A 19,636-nucleotide genomic window follows, 5' to 3' on the forward strand; every position below is an offset into this window, starting at 1 on the left:
AGTCGACCCTAAATATAAACTGCTTACCCAATTAATGTACGGCAGCGGCCTGCGCCTGATGGAAGCGGTTCGGTTGCGGGTGCATGACATTGATTATGATTATTTATCAGTGATGGTATGGCAGGGAAAAGGTAATAAAAATCGGCGGGTTACGTTGGCTCCAGAGTTAGTCCCGGCTCTGAAGCAGCAAAGCCAGCATGTTCTGCAGTATTTTCAGGCAGATCTGGAAAACCCTGAGTATTGCGGTGTCTGGTTACCTTATGCCCTGGCTCGCAAAAACCCGGGCGCACCTAAGCAAATGGGTTGGCAGTATTTATTTCCGTCAGGCAAGCTTAGTACTGACCCTGACAGTAAACTGCTGCGCAGACATCATCTGGATGAAACCTGCCTGCGACGGGAAGTTAAAATAGCCGCCAGAAGGGCCAGCATAACTAAAAATGTGACCTGCCATACCCTGCGTCACTCGTTCGCTACTCACCTATTAGAGTCTGGCGCCGATATTCGCACGGTACAAGAACAGCTTGGCCACACTGATGTGCGAACGACTCAGATATACACCCACGTTCTGAAACAAGGCGCCAGTGGCGTAAAAAGCCCGTTATCAACCTTACTCTGAGGCTGTCTCCTGGGCATTTTGCTGTTGTAGCGCCTCAAGCAGTTGCTCAAAACTTTGCTGCATCGCGGGTACATCGATATCAATTACGGTTTGCCAGCTGTTACCCAAATCGTCGGTGCTGATCACGTCGCCTTCATTGCACATCAGGTATAGTGTTTGGCCATTACTCAGCTCCGGCAACATAACAGTGCAGTCTTCGCGAACCTGGCCCTGGGTTTGCCAGCTGCTTTTATTGTTTAACGCCTGGCTCTGGCTGGTAACCAGGTGCATTTTACTATTTTTCTGTTCCTGCCTTACCCGGCTTATCGTCACCAGAGTGCCATCGTCCAGTTTGGCGGGTAAACTGATTTCCGCCGCTCTGTCACCAAATAATCCCAAACTGCGATGCAATGACTGCCAGCTCTGTGCGCCATCGGCGCTGAACATCTGATCACCCACACCATCCCACTGACTTACCGCCAAACCAAGCAAACTGCCGTCTTTCAACTGCGTCAGCTTAACCATGGCTTGTGACTTTTGCGCCGACCAGGCCTGTGCAACAGGATCAAACTGATGTAGCTGACTGTCATTTAAAACTGCCAGCTGGCCTTGCGGATTAATAAAAGCAAACACGCCTCCGTACTGCACTAAAAAGGCAAACTGTTTGCGCTTAAACTCACCTATCTGCTGCCAGGAAGCATTTAACTCAGCGAACTGATAAAGGGTAAAAGCAGTTGACGACTGCGTCATAGCGTAGAAGCGATCATCGCCTTGCTGCAGCCAGACAATTGCTTCTGACGACGCAACCGGCTGTACTTGTTGCCACTCTCCTGCTGGCGTGTCAGCAATAAACAATTGACCACGTTCAGCACCAACCACAAACTTCTCTTCAGTCTCCAGTACTGCTGAAAGCTGCGCGTTAGTTGGCAACTTTACCTTACGCCACTGGCCGCTATTATCTTGCCAGTGCAATAAACCAAAGCGGGCCATTAGTGCCGCTTTGCCGTGATGTTGCAATGCTACGCTGGTATTACCCCATGCGTTTTGTTGTGATTGCTCTGCAAGTTGCTGTCGATATGACTGGTAAGCATCATCCTGCCAACCTTGCAGCACTGTGGTATCCAGCGCTGCAGTAAGTGACGGATATTTGGCCACAACATACTCTGATAAATTGCTCTCTCCGATACGGGTAACATAAGCTTTAGAGGAGCTACGATTACTCCAGAAGCTTTCAGCTTTTACGTCCAGCAACGGCTGAAACACCAGGGTGCCCAAACTGGTTAACTGGCTTGCTGCGACATTAAATACTCCGCCCGCTGCCCGCACCGGCATTTGTACCCAGGACGACATATTGCCATCTGAATAATAAGCATATAAAGACGTGATCATGTATTCGCCAGCCGGCATACTTCCAACAAATAACTGGCTACTAACCACGCCCTCTGCAGAAGGACTCAGGGTATAAATCTCGGGTTCCCACGCCACTTTTGCCGGATCAAATTTTTTGTTTTCTGCCAGAGCTTTTGTTTTGGCCGTTTCGAATGCCAGTTGCTTCAGTTCATCATGATTATCTAACCGCACTGCGATAACTTCAGTCCAGTTGCGATGAAATTTCGACAGGCGTTCAGCATTGTTAACCACTTGCAGGGCAACCACGCCGTGGCCGCTTGCCAGGCCAGCATTGTCGTCAATACGGGTTGATTTAATTGGTGTAGTGGCACACGCTGATAGCAGCACGGCCGCACACAAACACGTCATTATTTTGATCATCGTTAATCCTCAACCCTGTTTTTCATGTTCCTGATACAGTAAAACCCGCCACGAGGCGGGTTTTGCATTTGTTAGTAATGTTTATATCAGGTTACATATTACACTGCAACTGCTTCACCTGCTGCCACAGCGCTTCCATTTCAGCAAGGTTACTTTGCTGCGGGCTTTTACCCTCAGCGGCCAGCAAGTGCTCTACCCCGCGAAAGCGCTGTTCAAACTTGTTATTGGCGGCCCGCAGCACGGCTTCGGGGTCAAGTTTGTGTTTGCGTACCACATTAACCAGAGCGAACATTAAATCGCCCAGCTCTTCAGCCAGTTCAACACTGCCAGCGTCTGTTTGCTCCACTTCCAGTATTTCTTCTTTTACTTTATCCCAGCAACCGTCAACTGTCGGCCAGTCGAAGCCGACAGTGGCACAGCGTTTTTGTAATTTGTTGGCGCGGCTAAGCGCCGGCATTGCCTGTGGGATATTATCCAGCACACTGTGCTGGCCACTGGCTTTGCGCTCGGTGCTTTTTAACGCTTCCCACTGTTGCAGCACGACTTCTGCATTATCAGTCGTTTTGGCATCACTACTCTTACCAAACACATGCGGATGGCGCCGCTCTAACTTATCGCAGATGGCGGCGACACAGTCATCAAACTGAAAACGGCCGTCTTCCTTGGCCAGCTGGGCATAAAACACCACCTGAAACAATAAATCGCCCAGCTCGTCTTTCAGCTCATCAAAACTGTCGCGGGCGATAGCATCGGCCACTTCATAGGCCTCTTCCAGCGTATAGGGCACGATAGTGCTGTAGCTTTGCTTTAAATCCCACGGGCATCCGGTTTTGGGGTCACGTAAGGCGCTCATGATATTTAGCAGGCGTTGGATATTATCGGTCACACTACTCTCTTCTGGTGTTTAAACTTCTGATATTTAACATGGGTTAATGGTGTAAGCGCTTCGCTTCCACCACCTCGTCTATCTGGCTCACTTTGCTTAGTAACTTGTTCAATGAGTCGAGGTTATACAACTCGAGCGTCATATTAATGACTGCCGTTTGCGCTTTAATGTCTGAACTGCTGCTCATTTTAGTAACGTTAGCTTTTTCATTGGCCAAAATACTGGTGATATCACGCAGCAGGCCGTTGCGGTCGTGCGCCACAATCCGAATATCGACTTCATAGCCTGATGCATATTTATCGCCCCAGGTGGCATCCACCACCCGCTGCGGCATGCTGTCCTGCAGGGTTTTAAACTGGTCGCAATCGTCACGGTGAATGGCAATACCCCGGCCCTGGGTAATAAAGCCAATAATGGCATCCCCCGGCAGCGGCTGACAACAGCCGGCCATATGGGTTAGCAGGTTACCCACGCCCTGCACCACCACATCGCTTTTGCTTTTGGCTGCCGGCAGCGGTTTGGTTTTAAGCCGCGGGTCAATTTCCGGCAATTCCAGCTTGCCGCTCTGGCTTTGAATAAAGTGCACCACCTGGGTTACTTTAATTTCGCCGCCACCAATACCAACTAACAACTCGTCCATTGAATTTACGTTAAAGCGGCTTAGCACCTTGGCCGGATACTCCATCACCAGATTTAAACGGGTCAGCTCCGTGTCCAGCAACTCTTTACCGGCCGCCAGGTTTTTATCGCGGTCCTGCAGCCGGAACCAGTACTGAACTTTAGAGCGGGCCCGGCTGGATTTTAAATAGCCTAAGTTTGGGTTTAACCAGTCGCGGCTGGGGTTAGGTTCGCGCCCGGTTAAAATCTCAACCTGATCACCGGTTTTCAGCTGATAGGTAAACGGCACAATGCGGCCGGAAATTTTGGCACCAATGCAGCGATGGCCCACGTTAGAGTGCACATAGTAAGCAAAATCCAGCGGGGTAGAGCCAATAGGTAAATCGACAATATCGCCCTTAGGCGTAAACACATACACCCGATCTTCAATCACCTGAGTGCGCAGCTCTTCGGCTAAATCGGTGCCGGCTAAGTCCGTGCCATCGACCACGTCTTCTTGCCATTGCAGTAATTTACGCAGCCAGCCAATTTTTTCATCATTGGCTACCACCTTATTGCTACCTGCGGATCCCTCTTTATAGCGCCAGTGTGCTGCCACCCCAAGCTCGGCATCCTCGTGCATTTGCCGCGTGCGAATTTGTATTTCCACCGCGCGGCCCTGTGGCCCCAGCACCACAGTGTGAATAGACTGATAGCCATTTTGTTTCGGGGTGGCGATATAGTCGTCAAACTCTTTGGGTAAATGGCGCCAGCCGGTATGAACAATACCCAGCGCGCCATAACAATCCTGTACCCGCTCAGTCACAATCCGTACTGCGCGGATATCAAACAGCTGCTCAAAACTCAGCTGTTTTTTCTGCATCTTTTTCCAGATACTAAAAATATGCTTGGGCCGGCCGTACACCTCAACATCCAGCTTGGCATCCTGCATTTTCTGGCGTACCGAGCTAACAAAATCCTGCATATAATGTTCACGGTCCAGCCGTTTTTCTTCCAGTAAACAGGCCACCTGCTTATATACACCCGGATGCAGATAACGAAAGGCTAAATCTTCCAACTCCCATTTTAACTGGCCAATACCCAACCGGTTGGCCAGCGGCGCAAAAATGGCGTTGGTTTCCTTTGCCGCCAGTACCCGGGTTTCTTCATCGGCATCTTTTACTTCGCGTAAATAACAAATCTGCGCCGCCAGCTTTAACACCACCGCCCGTACATCTTCCACCATGGCCAGCAGCATTTTTCGTAAATTATCGGCCTGCTGCGGATTAACACTCTGATTGGCGCCGGTAGGAATGGTGCGAATGGCATCCATTTGCTGCACCGAATGCAGCAGGCCAAGAATGGTCGGGGTAAACTCTGCCGCCAGCTTCTGTTCATTTAGCAAATGCGCATCAAAAGCCGGAAACAACAAGGCAGCCAGCAAGGAGTCATGGTCCATTTTCAGGTCGGCCAGAATTTCAACCTTTTCCCAGCCGGTTCGTACCTGGACAATATCGTCATCTAAACCTTGCTGTTTCAGCCAGGCCCCGCAATTGAGCAAGGCGTTAATCTTTTTCTCAGTCAACCCCAGTGAACACAGCCATTCCAGCGTATCGCCGCCGTGATAGCCACTACTATGAGATTGACGAACCCTGACCATGAAAACCCCTTATTTTTTTGCCGGAGCGCTTTTAGAGGAAGCACTTACCGAAGCACTAAATAACGCCATCAGTTCCAGATGGCTGGTATGCGGAAACATATCAATGGCAGCCAGTTTTTGCAGTTGATACCCTTTAGCAAGCAATACGCTGGCATCGCGGGCAAAGGTAGCAGCGTTGCACGACACGTACAATATCTGTGCCGCTTTAAGCGCGGCAATTTGCTCAATTGCGCCCTTTGCTCCGGCCCGGGCCGGGTCAAGCACAATTTTAGTGTAATGCTGGCCGCGCCAGGGAGCATCTGGCCAGGGTAAATGCAAATCGGCCTGAGCAAAACTGGCATTGTTAAGACCATTAAGTTTGGCATTGGTTGCCGCTTGTTGCACCATTTTGGCGACACCTTCTATGCCCTGCACCGTTTTGGCATAGCGGGCCAGTGGCAAACTGAAGTTCCCCATACCGGCATATAAATCCAGAATGGTGTCATCTGGGTTAACCTCAAGCCAGGCCAAGGCCTGCGTAACCATTTGCTGGTTTACCGCTTCATTAATCTGGATAAAATCGCCAGGCTGAAATTGTAAATCAATTTGCTGTGCTGCCAGGGTATAACCTGGTACGGGCGTATCCGCCTGCCACGGCTGCAAGCTGTCATTACCCTCGTCTCCCAGGAAATAAGCCTCTGGCCAGCTTTGGATAAATTCTTGCTGCGCCGCCGCTGTTAGCGGCTTAACATGGCGCACCACCACATAAGGTCGCTGGTTAGCGCTAAATACCTCAAGATGGGTAATTGCCGCCGGATCAGCTAACGCCTTGATCACCGGCGGTAGCACCGTAAGCGCGGGCGTAAGCATCGGACTTAACATGCTGCATTCGCTGATCTCACTGATATTTTTGCTGCCTTCGGCTCGAAAGCCGACGCTAAGCTGGCGTGTTTTTTTATCGTACCAGACACCCAGTCTGGCTTTACGCCGGTAATTTGTATCCGGGCCACTAAGCATCGGTTGCCAGGGCAATACCGCCAGCCCGGTCTGATGGCGGATAAGTTGGTCTACACCCTGCTGTTTTAAGCGGGCTTGCTGGTTATTATCCAGATACTGCAGCTGACAGCCACCGCACTGATTAAAATGCGGGCAAAATGGTTCTTGCCGCTCAACTACCGGGCTCAGTACTTTGCTGGTACGGGCTTTAATAAAGCCAGGCTTATCTTCCAGTACCCGTGCCTGCACCTTTTCGCCCGGCAATGCGCCGCTGACAAACGCAATTTTTTGTTTGTAACGGCTCAGGCCATTAACTTCATAATCTGTGCTATCGATATCCAGGGTCAGGGTTGCGCCAACCAGGCTGGCTTTAGCCTTTGCTTTATATAGTGTTACCATCTGCGCTCTGTATTGTAGGCAAGTAGAAATTGTTATGTCATTATGGGCGGGCCCGCATCTATTGTAACAAGCTCTGGCCCGAATGACGAAAATTGCGTTACGTTACTGGATATTACTTTTTGCCCTTTTACCGGCTGTCCTGGCCAGTATTGGTCTGGGCAGCTACTTTGCTTACAATAAAGCAGCAGAGTTGCACCGTAACCTGGCCGGACAGGCCAGAAATATAGCAGTGCCGCTAGCCATAAGCAGCGAAAAATTTCTGGCAGACGGTAACCTTGCCGCCGTTGAAGCGCTATTAAATACCAGCCATCGCCTTAATTCGCCGGTGCTGAGTAATATTGTGCTATTTGCGGCTGATGGCGAAGTTCTTGCCAGCAGTAACCCACAATACCACGCTGCAGCCTATCCTAAACCTGAGCAGCAACCTGGCGCGCTAGCCGGGCAGCTGGTGACGTTTGAGCATAGCTTGTTAACTTATCAGCCGTTACATTTTAACCGCAACGAGCCTGCCTCAGGGCCTTATATTCTGCTACATCTGCAGCACGAGCATATTTTGCTGCAACAACAGCGCTATAAGTTACATGTGGCCATGGTCGTAACGGCCGTTATTATGCTGTGTATTATTTTCAGCCAGTTTGTCCGGCACAAAATACAACCGATGCTCAGCCGCTTGCAATTACAACTGCAACAGGTACAAGCCGGTCAGTATCAACAGCAAACCAATACGTCCGGTATTAAAGAGCTTGATCAGATCCAGCACAGCATTAACCTACTGAGTGAACAACTCAGCTCGCTCGAGCAGGAAATGCAGCATAATATTGAACAAGTCACCAGTGATCTGCAGCTGAGTATGGAGCAGCTGGAAGTGCAGAATATTCAGCTGGATTTTTCCAGGCGCAAAGCGGTAGAGGAAAACCGGCAGAAATCCGAATTCCTGGCCAAAATGAGCCACGAATTGCGCACTCCGCTCAATGGCGTTATTGGTTTCACCCGACAATTATTAAAAACTCAGCTTAGCGCCAATCAGCACGACTATCTTAGCACCATCCAGAAATCAGCCAACAGCCTGCTGCATCTGGTAAACGATGTACTGGACTTCTCCAAGCTGGAAGAAGGCCGAATGTCGATTAACCCAGAGCCGTTTTCATTGCGTGATTTGCTAAACGATGCCACGGAACTATTGGCTGCTAACGCTTTTGATAAACACCTAGAGCTGGTGATAATGATCGACAATGGTTGCCCGGACGATTTAATTGCCGATCCGGGCCGGCTCATTCAGGTACTGATGAATATAGCCGGTAATGCCATAAAGTTTACCGAACATGGCAGCATTGTGATCCGGGTAAGCGCCACCTTACTGAATGAAGACCAGCTTATTTTGCACTGCTCCATCCAGGACACAGGCCGGGGGATCAGCGAAGATAAACAAAACCAGCTGTTTCAGGGGTTCACCAGCAGTCAGCCTGAAGATCACAACAGCGGCTCTGGCCTGGGGTTAATGATTTCCCAGCGCCTAGTACAAGCGATGGGTGGCAATATTGGTTTTGAAAGCAAAGCGGCTGAGGGGTCAACCTTCTGGTTTACCATAAAATGCCAGCGCCATCATTTATCAGTAGCTGAGCCTTTGCCTATTGAGGTGCTTGATGGCAAAAGCTTGCTGTATTTTGAACCACAGCAATATTCACGCGAAGCAACCCTTGGCCTGTTGCATAGCTGGGGCTTGCAGGTGACAACCTGCGCTACCAAGGGGCAGTTGCAGCAGGCGCTGAATCATGGTCAGCATTACGATATCGGCCTGATTGGCCGGGCTATCGCCATTAATCAGGTTAATCAGGTTATTAGCCTGGTGCAGCAAATTCAACCAAGCTGTCACTTCACCTATTTACTGGTTAACACCTTATCACCGAATTTACGCGAAGCCATGCTGGCTTCGGGTGCCAACGCCTGTTTGCCCAAACCCACTCATCAGCGTAAATTGGCCTTCGCTTTGGCGAAACCTTATCTGGACCAGGCCAATAACCTGCCAGTACCCGTCGCTCAGCCAAGGGCGGCGTTAAAGGTACTGACCGTTGATGACAACGAAGCTAACCTGAAACTGATCAATACCTTGCTAACCGAACTGGTAGAGCATCTGGAATCGGCCACCAATGGCGCAGATGCCTGGCAAAAAGCCACCCAGCATGTGTATGACATTATTTTTATGGACATCAATATGCCGGTAATGGATGGGATTAATGCCTGTCAGCGGATCCGGCAAAGCTCACTGAATGAACACACCCCGATCATTGCCGTCACCGCCCATGCGGTCGCCGGAGAACGGGCTCGTTTGCTTTCGTTAGGTTTTAACGAATTTTTAAGTAAACCCCTTGATGACAAAATGCTGCATTACACCCTACAGGAATTTTGCCCGCTTGTTGCTCAATCTGCGTTATCAACCGAAGCAGAGACGGCAGCAAAGCAGCCGCAAAGTGACGCTAATAAACTGATCGACTGGCAGGTAGGGTTGCAACGGGCTGGCGGTAAACCTGAGCTGGCAAAAGAGATGCTGCAAATGTTGTTGACCAGCCTACCGCAAACGCAGCAAGGGTTAGATGCTGCCATTGCCGCCAATGACAGTGAACAATTGCTGCAGCTTATCCACAAATTGCATGGTGCATGTTGCTATATCGGCGTGCCAGCGTTAAAAAACCTGGCAGAAACCCTGGAGACCCAGCTTAAAAGCGGCACTACCATAGAGCAGTTGGAGCCAGAGCTGTTTGAACTGGATGATATTTTAAGCGCATTGTCACAGCTGGACGGCGACTGGCTGGCTAAGCTTGACCTTCCAGAATAACGGTTGCCATCGCATAGGCTTGCTCGTCACTTAATGACAGCCAGCAGTGACTCACCCCCAAACGTGCTGCCAGCTCGGCAGCGAAGCCGCTAAAGGTAAGCTCGGGCCGGCCATGCTGATCATTGCTGATTTCAATGTGCTGAAACGACACCCCGCGGCCAATTCCGGTGCCAAGCGCTTTGGCAGCGGCTTCTTTGGCTGCAAACCGTTTGGCAAAATACCGGCTGGCTACTGTTTGACTGGCTTCGGTATGATTTGCAAAGTGCTGTTGTTCAGTTACCGTTAATACCCGTTTTACCAGGCCTGGCGAGCGCAACAAGCTTTGCTCTATCCGGCTAATTTCAACAATATCAGTGCCTAAGCCAATAATGGCCATTACCTTCTGGCCTCTACCATTAACCGTTTCATCTCTGATACCGCACCCGCCAAGCCACTGAAAATAGCCCGGGCAACAATAGCATGTCCAATGTTCAGCTCGTACATCTGTGGAATAGCCGCTATCGGCTGCACATTGTGGTAATGCAAACCATGCCCGGCGTTAACAGTAATGCCGAGCGAGGCAGCATAGGCGGCAGCTTCGGTGATCCGGCTCAGTTCAGCCTGCTGTACGTTGTGGTCGGTCGCCTCAGCGTAACGGCCGGTATGGATTTCGATAAAGGGCGCACCACATGCTGCGGCTGCGTCTATCTGGGCGTGGTCGGCATCGATAAATAACGACACCAGAATATTATCTGCTGCCAACTGACTGACGGCGTCTTTCATTCGGCTAAGCTGGCTGGCAACATCTAAGCCGCCCTCAGTGGTCAGCTCCTGGCGCTTCTCAGGGACCAAGCAACAGAATTGGGGTTTTAGTTTACCGGCAATCGCCAACATTTCGTCGGTAACCGCCATTTCAAAATTCAGCCGGGTGCTCAGGCTCTGGCGTAATAAAAAGACATCACGGTCAATAATGTGGCGCCGATCTTCACGCAAATGCACGGTTATGCCATCGGCTCCTGCCTGCTCAGCCACAAGGGCGGCATGCAACGGTTCCGGGTAACTGGTACCGCGGGCCTGACGTAATGTGGCCACGTGATCGATATTGACACCAAGATAAATAGGGCTCATAACGGCTCCGGTTTTAAATAACTGATTAGAATGCCAGGTTATACTTGCTCAATCCGTTAAGGGTTTAGCCCAGCGCATTAAATAACGCTCTGCTGTGCAGTGGTTTATCACCGAGCAAGGGTGCTAACAACTGCCGGCTGACTTGCTTGGCTACCTTCAAAGCGTCAGTGTGCTGCCAGTTGTTCTGGCCAATGGCATGCAGCACTTCGCCAGACCAACCGCGGCCAGCGACCACAAAACCTTGCTCCGGCTGCCATAAATAGTGTAAGTCCGCCAGCAGCGGTGTGCCATCAGCAGCATGTTGCCAGTCTATCTGCAGCCCCAGTTCACTTAGCAGTGAAAACTCAAACTCACGCAAGCAGGGTTCCAGCATCGCTGGAGTATGCTGTGCTTGCTCCAGTGCGATCAGACTGTGCTGATAATGGTCAAATAACTGCTCTGCCGCCATGTCATCTGGCCATAGCCGGCAAATAAGTTCGTTAAGGTAAAGCGCACTGAACAAAAATTTACCATTAAAGCGGGCGGCCGGTGCCAGTTCATCTAACGTTGTCACCGTTTTTAAACTGCTACGACCGCTAAGGGCCACCGTAAAAAGCTGAAAGGGCTGCAGAGCAAAACGTTGTTTGCCCTGCCGTTTTCTGATCACTGCAGACACTCTGCCCTGCTCTGGCAACAGCAGCTGCAGCAGCAGCTTATTATCCTGAAATGGCCGGCTATGCAGAATATAAGCGGGACATAGCGGCTGCATCTGGCTAAACCTTATGCTTCACAATGGTTAATCTTCACCGTAGCCCAGGCTACGCAGCGCTCGCTCATCGTCAGCCCAACCTGACTTCACTTTTACCCATACTTGTAAAAATACCGGTTGCTCTAACATGGCGGCCATATCCAGCCTTGCTTCAGTGGCAATGGTTTTTATCCGCTCACCTTTATTACCAATGACCATTCGTTTCTGGCTTTCCCGTTCAACTAATACCAGCGCTGCAATATGGAAATGTTTTTCTTCCCATTTAAAGCGCTCAATTTCTACGGTTACAGAATATGGCAGCTCATCGCCTAAAAAGCGCATTAACTTTTCACGGACAATTTCGGCAGCCATAAAGCGCTGCGAACGGTCGGTAATGTAGTCATCGGGGAAAAAGAATTCACAAAGGGGCAAATGGCCCTGCACCACTTTTCTCAGCGCGTCGACATTGTCGCCACTTTCTGCCGATAATGGCACCACATCGACAAAGTTAAGCTGACTGCCCAGCTTCTGTAAATGTGGCAATAGCTCCGACTTATCTTTGTATAAGTCGACTTTATTAACGACCAGCACCACTGGCTTTTGTGCCTGGATCAGTTTGTTTAATACCATCTGATCGTCATCGTTCCAGCGGGTTCCTTCGACCACAAACAGCACCAACTCAACATCGGCGATGGAACTGGACGCCGCTTTATTCATCATCCTGTTGATGGCCCGCTTCTCTTCAATATGCAAGCCCGGGGTGTCGACATACACCGTCTGATAGTTATCGACGGTATCGATACCGACAATGCGGTGGCGGGTAGTTTGTGGCTTTTTCGAGGTAATACTGACTTTCTGGCCTACCAGCTTATTTAACAAGGTAGATTTGCCGACATTAGGACGGCCCACTATCGCCACTAAACCGGCGTAAGTAGTTGGCGCTGCAGGAGGCGTTGGCACGATGTTATCGTTCATTTTTAATCTGTTCCAAAGCCGCGTTTGCGGCATCTTGTTCGGCTTTACGCCGCGAGCTGCCTGAAGCAGTAATGGGCGCAATACCAGGCACGGTACAACGCACCGTAAAGGTTTGCTGGTGTGCTTCGCCGGTGGTGGCAATAACATCATATACCGGCAGGGCTAAACGCAAGCCTTGCAAATATTCCTGCAGGCGGGTTTTTGAATCTTTTTGTTCACCCGGCGCAATCTGTGCCAGACGCTCTGCAAACCAGACATTAATTCGTTCACGGCAGGCTTCCATGCCGCTGTCTAAAAAGATAGCACCTAAAATGGCTTCCAGCGCATCCGCCAGAATGGATTCGCGGCGGTGGCCGCCACTTTTTAACTCGCCCGGTCCCAGCCGCAAATATTGGGCAATAGCCAGCTCCTGAGCAATTTCCGCCAGGGTTACCCCTTTTACCAGCGCTGAGCGCATGCGGGTCAGGTCACCCTCACGGGTTTGTGGAAACTGGGCAAACAGCATCTGGGCGATAATCAGACCCAACACGGCATCACCTAAAAATTCCAGCCGTTCGTTATGTTTGCCTTTGCAACTGCGGTGGGTTAATGCCTGCTCCAGCAGCTCCGGTTGCCGGAACTGATACCCCAGTTTTGTCATTAATGGTTTAACAGGTTGAAGCATCAATGCACCTTATTCAATTTTACCAAGGCGCTCAAACCTGACGCCAACCGGCACCCAGCCAGGTAGCCAGCTGTCGGGATCTTCACTGAACTCAAAACTCATCCAGATAAACACGGCCTTACCTACCAGGTTGTCGGCTGGTACAAAGCCCCAGAACCTGCTGTCCCGGCTGTTATCCCGGTTATCGCCTAATGCAAAATAGTGGCCTTGCGGCACTACAAATTCGTCAATGGCCGTGCCTTGTTGCTGATGATATTGTCCGGGCTGCTCGCGTACGCCCGGCGTCACCAGAATATTGTGACCATTCTCACCCAATGCCTCGTGATAGCGCCGTTGCTGCATCCGGCCCTGAAAGAACTGAGTATCAGGAATATGGGTCAGGGTAACCCGCTCCAGTGAGCCACAACCGCTGGTTTGCTCAGACTGACAGGCTTTGTCGATATACAACTGTTTATCCCGGTAGATAATCCGATCGCCCGGCAAACCAACAATCCGCTTAATAAAATCAACCGTGGGCTGCTCCGGATATTTAAATACCGCAACATCGCCGTGCTGTGGCAACTTGTTGTGGTAAAGCGTCTTGCGCCATACCGGGTCTTTCACGTCGTAGGAAAATTTTTCTACCAGAATAAAATCACCTACCAGCAAGGTTGGCATCATTGAACCTGACGGAATTTGAAAAGGTTCGAATAAAAAAGAACGGAACAGGGTGATAGCAGCGATCACCGGAAAGATCGACTTGGCCGTTTCCACTATTGCCGGCTCTTTTAGCAGAGTATCGCTGCTTGCTTCGGGCAATTGATTACCCGCACCACTTTGCGCCAATATCAAGCGCTCCCGGCGTTTGGGGGCGAGCACCAGCGCGTCCAGCAGCCAAATAAGGCCACTGGTCAGGGTGAGTATCACTAACAAGATTGCAAAATAACCGGCCATGCGTTTCCCTTTTACTTACCTAGTATTACTTTTCTAGTATTACTTACCCACTTTTAAAATGGCCAGGAAGGCCTCTTGCGGTACTTCAACATTACCCACCTGTTTCATCCGCTTCTTACCTTCTTTTTGTTTCTGCAGCAGTTTTTTCTTCCGGCTGACATCACCACCATAACATTTCGCTAATACGTTTTTACGCATTTGCTTAATGGTGGTCCTGGCAATAACATGGTTGCCGATAGCTGCCTGAATGGCGATATCGAACATTTGCCGTGGGATCAGCTCTTTCAGCTTTTCAGCAAGTTGCCTGCCCCGCCCCTGGGCAAAGTCGATATGACTGATAATGGCCAGCGCATCAACCCGCTCGCCGTTAATCAGGATATCTACCCGTTGCATATTTGAGGTTTGAAATCGTTTAAACGCGTAATCCAGAGAGGCATAACCGCGGCTGGTCGATTTTAAGCGATCGAAGAAATCCATCACGACTTCGGCCATCGGCAATTCATAGGTTAACGCGACCTGGCGACCGTGGTACAACATGTTGGTTTGCACGCCACGTTTTTCGATACACAGGGTAATCACATTACCCACATATTCCTGCGGAACCAGAATATGTGCTTCAACGATTGGCTCACGGATTTCGTCAATATCGTTCACCGCCGGCAAATCGCTGGGGTTATCGACCATGACTTTTTCGCCATCTTTTTTAATCACTTCGTACACCACGGTCGGTGCCGTCGTAATCAGATCTAAATCGTACTCACGCTCCAGTCGCTCCTGAATGATTTCCATGTGCAACATGCCAAGAAAACCAATCCTGAAACCAAAGCCTAGTGCACCGGAGTTTTCCGGCTCATAAAATAATGACGAATCGTTCAGACTAAGTTTTGCCAGAGCGTCACGGAAGTCTTCATAGTCGTCTGAAGATACCGGAAATACCCCGGCATAAACCTGCGGCTTAATCCGCTTAAAGCCAGGCAACGGCTTCTCGGCGCTGTTTTTCGATAAGGTCAGGGTGTCTCCCACCGGTGCGCCTTTAATTTCTTTAATACCGGCAATAACAAAGCCAACTTCACCGGTGTTCAGCTCGCCGGTATGGGTTGCTTTGGGGCTGAATATCCCGACTTTATCAACTTCATATACCTGGCCGGTCGACATTACTTTAATTTTATCTTTAGTTTTTATCGAGCCGTGCTTTACCCGTACCAGCGACACGACGCCCTGATAGGCGTCAAACCAGGAGTCGATTATCAGGGCCTGGGTCGGTAAGTCCCGCTCACCCTCTGGTGGTGGGATTTTCTTAACGATGGTTTCCAGTACATCTTTGATGCCAAAGCCGGTTTTGGCAGAGCATTGCACGGCCCCCAGCGCTTCTATCCCAATAATGTCTTCAATTTCCTCTGCAACCCGCTCCGGTTCTGCCTGAGGTAAGTCGATTTTATTTAATACCGGGATAACTTCCAGGTTCATGTCCAGTGCGGTATAGCAGTTGGCGACAGTTTGTGCTTCCACGCCCTGCCCGGCATCAACCACCAGCAGTGCGCCCTCACAGGCGGCCAGAGAGCGGCTTACCTCGTAAGTAAAATCGACGTGTCCGGGCGTATCAATAAAGTTCAGCTGGTAAGTGTTACCATCATCGGCCGTATAATTGAGGGTAACGCTTTGCGCTTTGATGGTAATACCGCGCTCACGCTCCAGATCCATTGAATCCAGAACCTGTTGCTGCATTTCCCGATCGGCCAGGCCACCGCAATACTGAATAAGCCGGTCAGACAGGGTTGATTTACCATGGTCAATATGAGCGATGACGGAGAAATTTCTGATGTTATTAAGTTTTGCCATGTTATCCGCAAATGTCCGAAATATACTGGGGGTACTGACAATAAGCTCAGATGCACCCGTTAACGATGCGGCTATTCTCAGACCGATGCTGTAAAAAAAATTAGCGGGAATTGTACTCTATCCGCAAGCAGCTTGCTATGTGTTCTTCGCGCAAGGCTCAGGACAGTTGCCGGATGTTGATCTCTGGTAGCACGTTAACAATACGAAGCGGTTGCTGCGCAGCCATTCTGGCGCCGTAATACCGGGCCAGCAGTAAACCACCGCCTGCGCCTGCCGCCGCAGCCAGCATAACCCAGCCCTCTGTGGCCTGCCAGCCCAGATGCACCAGCAATGCTGCAATCAGCATCAGCACCAGGGGCAGCAGATAGACCAACAATGCCGCGGTAACGAGTTGCTCACCGGCCGTTGCTACCGTTACCTGCTCGCCGGGTAACAGCGCCAGATCAGTTGTAACAAAAAAACGCGTTTGCCGGGGTGTCAGGGTTTTCGCGACGATACCCGTACCACAGTCGTTGCTTACCTGACAGGCATTACAGGTTGTTACCGGCGTTGTGCCAAGCCACACCCCGTGTTTTTCTACCGCAAGTACGGTGGCTATCTGTTCAATCATCTGGCGGCCATCATATGTGAATCGTTACCTGTATACCACTGTATGCAGCTTATGGTATCACGCGATGATTAGCTCAGCGCACCGCAGCAGCAATCCGCTCTGCCACATCAATACTCACCGGACCAATCACCGTGATGTCATGCCCGGGGGTGCTTAGCATGTAAATGGTCGTTGCACCATCGCGGTATGCCTGGGTGGGCATCCGCTGGGTGGCCTGCACAAAAACGGATACCTGATGCACCCCATCGCTCAGCAGCCAGTAATTAAGCAGGCTTTGCTGCAATTGCGGCACAATGTGCGGGTCGGTCACTAACTGATAGCCTGCGGGGAGCCAGTTAAGCTGAAGCTTATTAGGGTTTAACGTTGCCCCTGGCTGACGGGCAGTGGGCTCAGGCAGTTCGGTGTTCAGCAACCGTTGCAGATTATCCGGCAGCTCCGGGGTAATTTGCATATGGGTCACCAACCAGCGCTCCAGCGGTGCCTGTTGCTCTGACATCACATCAATTCGCAGTGGAAAGCCCGACTCTACCTCAATCCATAACCAGTAACTATGGCGGCCAGGATCATTCGCGCTCAGTCTGAGCAGCTGGGCTGTATGGCCGGACATGACTGAGCTGCTTCCTAACACGGCGGTGTACAACTTACGTATTTGCTGATGGTCTTGGAATAAAATAGCGGGAAGTTCTTTAATGCTGTTGCTAGCCGTCACTAACGCAGGCCGGTCGGTTAAAAAGTAATACACCACATCATCACGACGCAGGATGTCGACGCCATCAGCGTCAAGCGGCACTAAATGTTCAATTTCTTTATCGTCCTGGCGACCATGCTGCCAGCGGTAAGTTTCAACTTTACTGCCTTTGAATACAACAAATGAGCTATCAAAATTATATTGCGTCACGCTTTGCTGAACCCGTTCAAACAGGGCCCAGCCTGGCTCGTCGGCGTGCAGCACACTGCTGCAAAATAACAACAACGTGCACCACAGCCATACTACTTTGCTCATATTACTGCTCGTTATCCTGCTCGTTTTGCTGCTCGGTTTTCGCGTGTTGCTGCTCAGTTACCCGAACCTGCTGGCGATGTGCCTGCAACAATGCCTGCAACCGACGTTGCTGCTCCTGCATTGCTTGCTGTTCCTGTTCAGCAAAACGGCTGTCAACCGTAGTCGAACTCAGACTGACAGGCGTCGCAAAACCGCCTATCGGATTGGTTTGCAGCACCGGACTGGGCAGCATTAAATCCTGACCTGCTGGCTGCTGATATTGCTGCACGCCCAACACCGCAAACAACGCGACCCCGGCCGCAACGGCACCTTGTGCTGCGGGCTTCAGCCAGCTGCCATTGGCAGCGACCCTGAGGCCTGAACCAACTTTTTGCAGCAGCGTGCGACTGTGGCTTAACTGATAGGTCGGCTCATCTTGCAATAAGGCGGCAATATCAGAGGCGAAATTGCCAGGCAATGGTGCTGCCTTTTCGCGACGAAATACAGCGGCAGCTAATTGATATCTCTCTAGCTTTTGTTGCAATTCGGGCTGTTGCAGCAAAAGATCGAGCTCCGTGTTACTAAGCGGCCTGTTATCGCTGGCGGCTGAGAGCCAATCCTGATTATCTGACGACATAATTTTTCCTGTCTGCTTGCTGTTTATTATCCGATTTAGCCTGATAATTTAGCCAATCAATGGTTTAAGCTGAATATCTATTGCTTCACGCGCCCGGAAAATCCGGCTGCGTACGGTGCCGATGGGGCACCCCATCACTTCTGCTATTTCCTCGTAACTCAACCCTTCAAGCTCTCTGAGTGTAATTGCGGTACGAAGTTCATCTGGTAACTTATCAATCGTGTTAAATACCACGGCCCGAATTTCTTCAGACAGTAATAAACGCTCTGGCGAATCCTGCTCTTTTAGGGCATCGCTTCCTTCAAAATACTCAGCATCTTCGGCATCAACATCGGTAGCGGGCGGTTTACGGCCGTTCGACACCAGATAATTTTTAGCACTGTTTACTGCAATTCGGTACAGCCAGGTATAAAAGGCGCTTTCGCCACGAAACCCTGGCATTGCCCGATAAGCTTTAATGAAGGCTTCCTGGGCAACATCTGCCACATCTCCGTGGTTAGAGACATAGCGTGAGATTAAGTTCGCAATCCGGTGCTGATATTTCTTCACCAACAGATTAAATGCGGCTTTATCACCTTGCTGGACCCGCTGGACAATTTGCCAATCTAATTCTTGCTCGCTCATTCTGTGAGCCTGTCCCCTGTAATACATAGTAGGTTGTCGATGTTGCATGGCCCTTGTCTGGCGTCGAGGCTGTGACCACGGCAACAATAAATAGTTCTGTTTATTATGCCAAAACCGCTACAATAAGCTGATCCAACAGCCCTGCTGTCGGGTAATTGCAGCGGTAACTCAAAGGTTACCCTGATATTGAGGCTTAACTGGGGCAAGTGTATCGCATGACACAACAAAATGAATATCATTGTGACGTTTTAATTATTGGCAGCGGTGCTGCAGGTTTATCTTTAGCGTTACAGTTAGCAGATCATGCCAGGGTGTTAGTGTTAAGCAAAGGCCCGCTGCGCGAAGGGTCTACCCTGTATGCCCAGGGCGGTATTGCCGCGGTATTTGATGAAAATGACAGTATTGCCTCCCATGTTAACGATACGCTTATTGCCGGGGCCGGCTTATGTGATGAGACCACCGTGCAATATACCGCTGAACACGCCAAAGAGGCGATGCAATGGCTGATTGCGCAAGGCGTGCCCTTTGATCAGTATCAGGATACTGACGGCAGTTTGAAATACCATCTGACGCGGGAGGGTGGCCATAGTCACCGTCGTATTTTACATGCCGCCGATGCAACCGGTCAGGCTGTACAAATCACTCTGGTAGACCAGGTTAAGCAGCACCCGAATATTCAGCTTCTGGAAAATTACAATGCGATCGATTTGATTAATGGCGCCAAAATTGGTTTAGATGCAAAGCGATGTTATGGCGCCTATGTTTGGAATAAAACCCGCGCTAAAGTAGAAACCATTCAAGCTCATTTTGTGGCACTGGCTAC

18 protein-coding genes are annotated in these 19,636 nt (G+C 50.4%); 3 read left to right on the top strand and 15 right to left on the bottom strand.

Annotated elements, in window-relative coordinates; genetic code table 11:
• Positions 1-616: integron integrase (locus ABY802_RS11290; protein WP_372627141.1), on the top strand; the 616-nt coding region annotated here is incomplete at its 5' end.
• Here the strand turns inward: ABY802_RS11290 and ABY802_RS11295 are convergent.
• The 4 genes from ABY802_RS11295 to rlmD all read right to left on the bottom strand — a co-directional run bounded on the left by ABY802_RS11295 (position 608) and on the right by rlmD (position 6,882).
• Positions 608-2,365 carry a hypothetical protein gene (locus ABY802_RS11295; protein WP_372627143.1) on the bottom strand — a complete coding sequence of 586 codons (1,758 nt, stop codon included), beginning with the start codon at positions 2,363-2,365 and terminating at the stop codon, positions 608-610. The two genes, ABY802_RS11290 and ABY802_RS11295, sit on opposite strands and share 9 nt — an antisense overlap.
• 91 nt (positions 2,366-2,456) lie before the next feature.
• On the bottom strand, positions 2,457-3,251 hold the full coding sequence (gene mazG / locus ABY802_RS11300; protein ID WP_372627145.1) for a nucleoside triphosphate pyrophosphohydrolase: 795 nt from the start codon (positions 3,249-3,251) through the stop codon (positions 2,457-2,459).
• A 43-nt stretch (positions 3,252-3,294) separates the two neighbouring features.
• Entirely contained in the window at positions 3,295-5,508 is a 2,214-nt protein-coding gene (gene relA / locus ABY802_RS11305) for a GTP diphosphokinase (protein ID WP_372627147.1), read from the bottom strand.
• 9 nt (positions 5,509-5,517) lie between these two features.
• On the bottom strand, positions 5,518-6,882 hold the full coding sequence (rlmD, locus tag ABY802_RS11310) for a 23S rRNA (uracil(1939)-C(5))-methyltransferase RlmD (protein ID WP_372627149.1): 1,365 nt from the start codon (positions 6,880-6,882) through the stop codon (positions 5,518-5,520).
• Between the two features lie 82 nt (positions 6,883-6,964).
• Between rlmD and barA the strand changes: the two genes are divergently transcribed.
• Entirely contained in the window at positions 6,965-9,715 is a 2,751-nt protein-coding gene (gene barA, locus ABY802_RS11315; RefSeq protein ID WP_372627151.1) for a two-component sensor histidine kinase BarA, read from the top strand.
• Here barA and acpS read toward each other — a convergent pair.
• The 11 genes from acpS to rpoE all read right to left on the bottom strand — a co-directional run bounded on the left by acpS (position 9,693) and on the right by rpoE (position 18,813).
• Positions 9,693-10,091, bottom strand: coding sequence for a holo-ACP synthase (gene acpS / locus ABY802_RS11320; protein ID WP_372627153.1), 399 nt, complete (start codon positions 10,089-10,091; stop codon positions 9,693-9,695). The genes barA and acpS overlap by 23 nt on opposite strands.
• Complete coding sequence (pdxJ, locus tag ABY802_RS11325; protein WP_372627155.1) at positions 10,091-10,822, bottom strand: pyridoxine 5'-phosphate synthase; 732 nt, start codon at positions 10,820-10,822, stop codon at positions 10,091-10,093. Before pdxJ ends, acpS begins: the two co-directional genes overlap by 1 nt.
• A gap of 64 nt (positions 10,823-10,886) precedes the next feature.
• Complete coding sequence (gene recO, locus ABY802_RS11330) at positions 10,887-11,570, bottom strand: DNA repair protein RecO (RefSeq protein WP_372627157.1); 684 nt, start codon at positions 11,568-11,570, stop codon at positions 10,887-10,889.
• 27 nt (positions 11,571-11,597) lie between these two features.
• On the bottom strand, positions 11,598-12,524 hold the full coding sequence (era, locus tag ABY802_RS11335; RefSeq protein ID WP_372627158.1) for a GTPase Era: 927 nt from the start codon (positions 12,522-12,524) through the stop codon (positions 11,598-11,600).
• The gene (rnc, locus tag ABY802_RS11340) at positions 12,514-13,188 is read right to left on the bottom strand and encodes a ribonuclease III (RefSeq protein ID WP_372627160.1); all 675 of its coding nucleotides are present in this window, start codon (positions 13,186-13,188) and stop codon (positions 12,514-12,516) included. Before rnc ends, era begins: the two co-directional genes overlap by 11 nt.
• Positions 13,189-13,197: 9 nt before the next feature.
• A complete protein-coding gene (gene lepB, locus ABY802_RS11345) occupies positions 13,198-14,121 on the bottom strand; it encodes a signal peptidase I (RefSeq protein WP_372627162.1) in 924 nt (307 codons plus the stop codon).
• Between the two features lie 39 nt (positions 14,122-14,160).
• Positions 14,161-15,960 carry a translation elongation factor 4 gene (gene lepA / locus ABY802_RS11350; protein WP_372627163.1) on the bottom strand — a complete coding sequence of 600 codons (1,800 nt, stop codon included), beginning with the start codon at positions 15,958-15,960 and terminating at the stop codon, positions 14,161-14,163.
• Positions 15,961-16,117: 157 nt separating this feature from the next.
• Positions 16,118-16,570, bottom strand: a complete 453-nt coding sequence (locus ABY802_RS11355; protein ID WP_372627165.1) for a SoxR reducing system RseC family protein — start codon at positions 16,568-16,570, stop codon at positions 16,118-16,120.
• 73 nt (positions 16,571-16,643) lie between these two features.
• Complete coding sequence (locus ABY802_RS11360) at positions 16,644-17,573, bottom strand: MucB/RseB C-terminal domain-containing protein (protein WP_372627167.1); 930 nt, start codon at positions 17,571-17,573, stop codon at positions 16,644-16,646.
• 1 nt (position 17,574) lies between these two features.
• Positions 17,575-18,189 (bottom strand): sigma-E factor negative regulatory protein, encoded by a 615-nt coding sequence (locus tag ABY802_RS11365; RefSeq protein WP_372627169.1) that lies wholly within the window; start codon positions 18,187-18,189, stop codon positions 17,575-17,577.
• Positions 18,190-18,237: 48 nt separating this feature from the next.
• Positions 18,238-18,813 carry an RNA polymerase sigma factor RpoE gene (gene rpoE / locus ABY802_RS11370; protein ID WP_372627171.1) on the bottom strand — a complete coding sequence of 192 codons (576 nt, stop codon included), beginning with the start codon at positions 18,811-18,813 and terminating at the stop codon, positions 18,238-18,240.
• A gap of 215 nt (positions 18,814-19,028) precedes the next feature.
• Here rpoE and ABY802_RS11375 point away from each other — a divergent pair.
• Positions 19,029-19,636 (top strand): FAD-dependent oxidoreductase (locus ABY802_RS11375; RefSeq protein WP_372627172.1); only part of this gene is annotated, 608 nt, incomplete at its 3' end.

This window comes from Arsukibacterium sp., from assembly GCF_041616895.1.
Taxonomy (GTDB): Bacteria; Pseudomonadota; Gammaproteobacteria; order Enterobacterales; family Alteromonadaceae; genus Alishewanella.